Below are 4,780 nucleotides of genomic sequence, written 5' to 3' on the forward strand. Positions count from 1 at the left end.
GCACACGCATCTGTCACGGCTGGGGCGCACCTCGCCCGAGTGGTCGTTCCCCAACGGCGCCCCGGTCGCGCAAATCGCGGAGCACCTCACCCAGATCGCCGTGTTCCGGCTGGAGCCGGCCGCCGCCTGACCGAAGCTTCCGGGCCCGCCTTCTGTCAGCGCCGCGCTTTAGGATGCCGCTCATGGTAGATCGTCCACTGACACTGATGGCGGTGCACGCCCACCCCGACGACGAGGCCACCGGCACCGGCGGCGTGCTGGCCCGCTACGCCGCCCAGGGCGTCCGCACGGTGCTGGTCACGTGCACGGACGGCGGCTGCGGCGACGGGCCCGGCGGGGTGAAGCCCGGCGAACCCGGGCACGATGCGGCGGCGGTCGCGGCGCTGCGGCGCACCGAGCTCGAGGCCAGCTGCCGGGCGCTGAAGGTCAGCGATCTCGAGCTGCTCGGGTACGCCGACTCGGGCATGATGGGCTGGCCGCAGAACACCGCCCCCGGCTCGTTCTGGACCACTCCGGTGGCCGAGGCGGCCGACCGGCTGGCCGACCTGATGCGCTACTACCAGCCCGACGTCGTGGTGACGTACGACGAGAACGGCTTCTACGGCCACCCCGACCACATCCAGGCACACCGGATCACGATGGCGGCGGTCGAGCAGACCGGGATCCCGGCGAAGGTGTACTGGACCACCATTCCGCACTCCGCGATGGCCGAGTTCGGCCGCGTCATGGCCGAGCTCGGCATGGAGCTGCCGGAGCAGGACCCCGCGGAGCAGGACGCGATGCCGTTCGGCCTGCCCGACGACGCGATCACCACCTGGGTCGACGTCGCCGAGTTCGGCGAGCGCAAGTACGAGGCGCTCGCCGCGCACGCGAGCCAGAGCGAGAACATCTTCTTCCTGGGCCTCGGCGTGGAGCGGTTCACGCAGCTGATGGGCGTCGAGACCTTCCTGCGCGTTCAGGACTCCAGCGGCGCCGCACTCCCGGAGAACGACCTGTTCGCCGGCCTGACGGGCGGCGAACAGTGAGGATCCTCTTCGCCGGGCCGTAACGCTCCGGCAGGTCGCGCCACGGCGCGCCGGTGCGCAGCTTCCCCAAGGTCCCGTTGACCACCTTGCGGATAGTGCCGGTCATTTTTCCGGTCAGATTGCATGGTCCCGGGTCGGTTGAGGGCGGACGCTGACGGCCATCGAGGCTCACCGGAGATGTCGTGGAAGGAAGGAGAGGCGTATGAGGCTACGCAGAATCGGCGTGGTTGCGTTGAGCGCCGTGATGCTCGCCGCCGCGAGCATCGGCATGACCGCCGGACCGGCGTCAGCGAGCACCTACATCAATTTATGCGTCTTCGTCAGTTCGAGTTCCAGCGCGCAAGTCTGCGGCTTCACCACCGCGGAAGGCGCCCCGCTCACCATGGCCTACGAGGAGGCGTCCACGTTCGACGCCACGGCCAACCTCGGCAGCGACTACGGGTTGCTGGACGACAACAACAAGTGCCTGCAGGGGTTCGCCAACCGCCCGTACAACGGCGGCTGGACGGTCGCCCTGGAACCCTGCCAGAACCTGTCCGGCCAGCGGTGGAAAGCGGTGCCCGGTCCCGTGGTAGGGACGCAGTGGGTGCAAGGCGGCCTGTTCAGCTACTACTGGGTCAACGAGTACAACCCGGCTTATTGCCTGGCTTGGGACAAGACCGCGGGCACGTTGTTCGCGAACACGTGCCGGAATGCCTGGTATCAGCAGTTCACCATCACCATCATCTGACCGCGCGCCGGCCTATCTTCGGCAGGCCACAGTGCAGCACAGCCAAGCCCCGACACCGGCCCCGGCACCGCACAGGTGCCGGGGCTGCCTCGTTCGCGGGCGCCTAGTCGTAGAAGCCGGCGCCGGTCCCCTCGTCACTCCGCCCCGCTCCAGGGGCCGACTCGCGTGGGGGCCTTGCCGTCGAAGGCCGCTTCGATGGTGACGGCCTCCAGTTCGCGGGCGCAGGCCTCGATGTCGCGCGGGGCGAGGGCGAGGGTGTCGGCCCAGATGGCGAAGTAGACGGCCGGTTGCTGCTGCTCCTCGGGGATGAGCCGGCCGGGGACGTTGGCGTCGGGGGCGGAGTCGACCTGGAGGAAGAAGGCGCCGTCGAAGATCGGCTGCTTGCGGTCCCAGCGCAGCCTGGTGCGGGGGAGCGCGGCGCGCAGTTCGTCCTCGGTCGGCGGGGGCTCGTCGGGCGCGGGGACGCGGCGGTCGTTGACGAAGCAGGAGAGGTCGAGTTCTTCGCCGCGTCGTCGGCTTATCTCGTCCAGCAGGCTTTGGTGGGCGCCGGGTTCGTAGTAGCCGTGCATGTATGCGCCGGCTGCGGCCTTCCATGCGCGGGCGACTACGTCGTCGAACACGCAGTCCGCGACGTCGATCACGCAGATGCCGGTCTGTGACAGCTGGGTGACCGCGTCGGCGAAGCCGGGCCGGAAGCGGTTGCTCACCACCACCTGCGCGAGGCTGGGGGTGCGGCGGGTGACCCGGGCCAGGGCGACCGCGTAGGCGGCGAGCAGCACGTGCGAGTTGTGCGCTCCGGTGCGGGCGCTGATGGAGCGCATGGCCAGGTGCATGGCCGGGGAGTAGCAGAAGAGCTCCCAGAAGCGGGGCTCGCGCGGATCCGCGGACGCGGCGAAGCGCCGCGCAGGCACGGTGGCCAGCTGGCTCTCCCAGTAACGCAGGGCTTTGTCACTCTGGCGGCGCCCAGCCGGCCCGGCCTGCGCCCGGGCGATCTGCAACGGCTGCATCCCGCTGACCGGCGCGGTGGGCCGATTGCTCTGCGGATCGCGATGGGCCAGGTCGCGGGCGATCGCGTCGATGCCGAGGCCGTCCACGGCGACGTGGCTGTACTGCACGACGAGGTGGGTCAGCGTCCCGCCCTTGCGCACCACGCCCATCCGCACCGGCCATTCGCGGGCCTGGTCGAAGGCCGTGGTCTCGTAGCGGGAACGCAGCTCCTCGGCGGCGTCGGCCGGGTCGTCGCCCTCATCGACGTCGACGACGTGCAGCACGGTTTCGCCGGACTCGCTGACTGTCTGGCGCGGCGGGACGCCGGACGCGCGGTCCGCGTCGACCTGAAGCCTGGTGCGCAGCGCCTGATGTCGGCTGACCGCGAATTGCAGGACTCCGGCGATCTCCCCGACCGGCGTGCCTTCCGGCAGCGGCATGACCCCGCCGATGTTCATGGTGCGGCCGGTGCGCTGGATGGTGTTCCAGATCCCGCGCTGGCCCCAGGTCAGTTCGCCGCTTCCGGAGCCCTCGCCGTGGAACGGGACTCGAATCTCCGCCACCGTGCTGGCCAACTCGTCCTCTCCCCTCGGGATCGGCAGCCGTCGGACCGCCGCCCGCCGTGAGGCCACGTTATGGGGCGCAGACGGTGCGTCAACCGCGGTGCGGGATCGGGGCGGCGGCCGGAGCGGGGGGAGCCGCTTGGCCAGTGGTCGCACCGGTGGCGCGGCGGGGGTCGCCATGCAAGTCGCGAAAGCGCCCGGCAGCGGGTGCCGATGAGGCCTACAAGTAACTTTCGCATCCGCGCAACGCGGTGGCGTGGGCCTTCTCAGCCACGACAGGGGTCCGTTGACTTCGGCCACACTGCCTCGCTAGCCTCCATCGAAACTATCCGGCATTCCCTGCGGAGAGTTTCTCCACCGCCGAATGGTTTATCGAAGTGCCCGGGTAAGCGCTCAGGACTGAGCGCACTGAGACGTGGTACCCCGGCCGCCTCCGCCGCCGGGGTACCACTCGTCTTCCTTCAGTTCAGCACATTGCCAATGGCGCCTAGTTGTTCGAGCACACCGTGCCGTTGATATAGAAGGCCACCGGCGCCGGGTTCTGGCCCGTATCGGTGCCGTTGAAGCCGAGGCTGACGGTACCGCCGTTGGCCGCGATGGCGCCGTTCCAGTTCGCGCTGGCGACCGTGACCGTCGAGCCGGACTGCGTCCAGGTGCCGTTCCAACCCGACTGCACGCCCTGGCCCGCGGCCGGCCAGGCGAAGGTGAGGGTCCAGCCGTTGATCGCGGTCGCGGCCTTGTCGGTCAGCGTGATGGAGCCGCCGAAGCCGCCGGGCCAGCTGTTGCTGACCGCGTAATGCACCGCGCACGAGGCGTTGGCCGGTGGCGGAACGGCGAACGTGACCGGCGACGAGGGCAGAGACGCGTTGCCGTGGTTGTCCACGGCGACCACGTCATAGCCATAGCTCGCACCTATGGTCAGGCCACTGAGATTGAGGGTCGTCGTGGCCTGAGTGGCGACCAGGGTACTGACACCTCCGCTACCCAGCTGGTAGACCTGGTAGTTCGCAACCGGATACGTGCCCGGTGTCGAGGCGCTCCACGTGAGCGTCGCGGTGCCCGAGGTGCTGCTCGACGTGCTTGAGCTCAGGTTCGAGACCACCGGCTGGCCCGGCGTACCCGGCGCTGCCGCGACGCTTCCGCCGCTGCCCGGAACCTGCACGACCGTGAGCGTGTACGGCGCGACGGTGACCGAAGAAGCAGAGCTCTGCGTCGTGCTGGTGATCGAGTTGGCGTTGTTGGCGAGCGAGTACACGGTCGCACCGCCGGAGGGCGTGAAGCCGTTAAGCGCGAGGTTCGCCGTGTACGGGTTCGTCGGATCCTCGTTGTCGATCAGGACCGTGAGGCTGCCGTTGGCCCTGCGCACGGCGTGCACGCGCACGAGCGCGTTGCCGGAGGTGGAGCTGACCATCTGGTCGCCGGGCGCGGCGAGCTTGGTGAGCATCTGCACGCCGTAATAGGAGGCGAACGGGGTG

At 69.5% G+C, this 4,780-nt stretch carries 4 protein-coding genes; 2 read left to right on the forward strand and 2 right to left on the reverse strand.

What is annotated here, in order from left to right; translation table 11 throughout:
- The first annotated feature begins 182 nt into the window (after positions 1 to 182).
- Together VFB40_RS23360 and VFB40_RS23370 are read left to right on the forward strand one after the other, a co-directional pair.
- A complete protein-coding gene (locus VFB40_RS23360) occupies positions 183 to 1,025 on the forward strand; it encodes a PIG-L family deacetylase (RefSeq protein WP_324854161.1) in 843 nt (280 codons plus the stop codon).
- 202 nt (positions 1,026 to 1,227) lie between these two features.
- The gene (locus tag VFB40_RS23370) at positions 1,228 to 1,755 is read left to right on the forward strand and encodes a hypothetical protein (RefSeq protein ID WP_324854163.1); all 528 of its coding nucleotides are present in this window, start codon (positions 1,228 to 1,230) and stop codon (positions 1,753 to 1,755) included.
- 134 nt (positions 1,756 to 1,889) lie between these two features.
- Here VFB40_RS23370 and VFB40_RS23375 read toward each other — a convergent pair whose 3' ends face one another.
- Entirely contained in the window at positions 1,890 to 3,317 is a 1,428-nt protein-coding gene (locus VFB40_RS23375) for a condensation domain-containing protein (RefSeq protein ID WP_324854165.1), read from the reverse strand.
- 475 nt (positions 3,318 to 3,792) lie between these two features.
- Positions 3,793 to 4,780, reverse strand: a 988-nt coding sequence (locus VFB40_RS23380) for a cellulose binding domain-containing protein (protein WP_324854167.1), incomplete at its 5' end; no start/stop codon positions are given.

The organism is Actinocrinis sp. (assembly GCF_035650855.1).
In the GTDB taxonomy this organism is placed as follows: Bacteria; Actinomycetota; Actinomycetes; order Streptomycetales; family Catenulisporaceae; genus Actinocrinis.

Bases quoted from the DNA above. Each gene is read 5' to 3' on its own strand.
- VFB40_RS23360 (WP_324854161.1), top strand. From the start codon at position 183: ATGGTAGATCGTCCACTGACACTGATGGCGGTGCACGCCCACCCCGAC.
- VFB40_RS23370 (WP_324854163.1), top strand. From the start codon at position 1,228: ATGAGGCTACGCAGAATCGGCGTGGTTGCGTTGAGCGCCGTGATGCTC.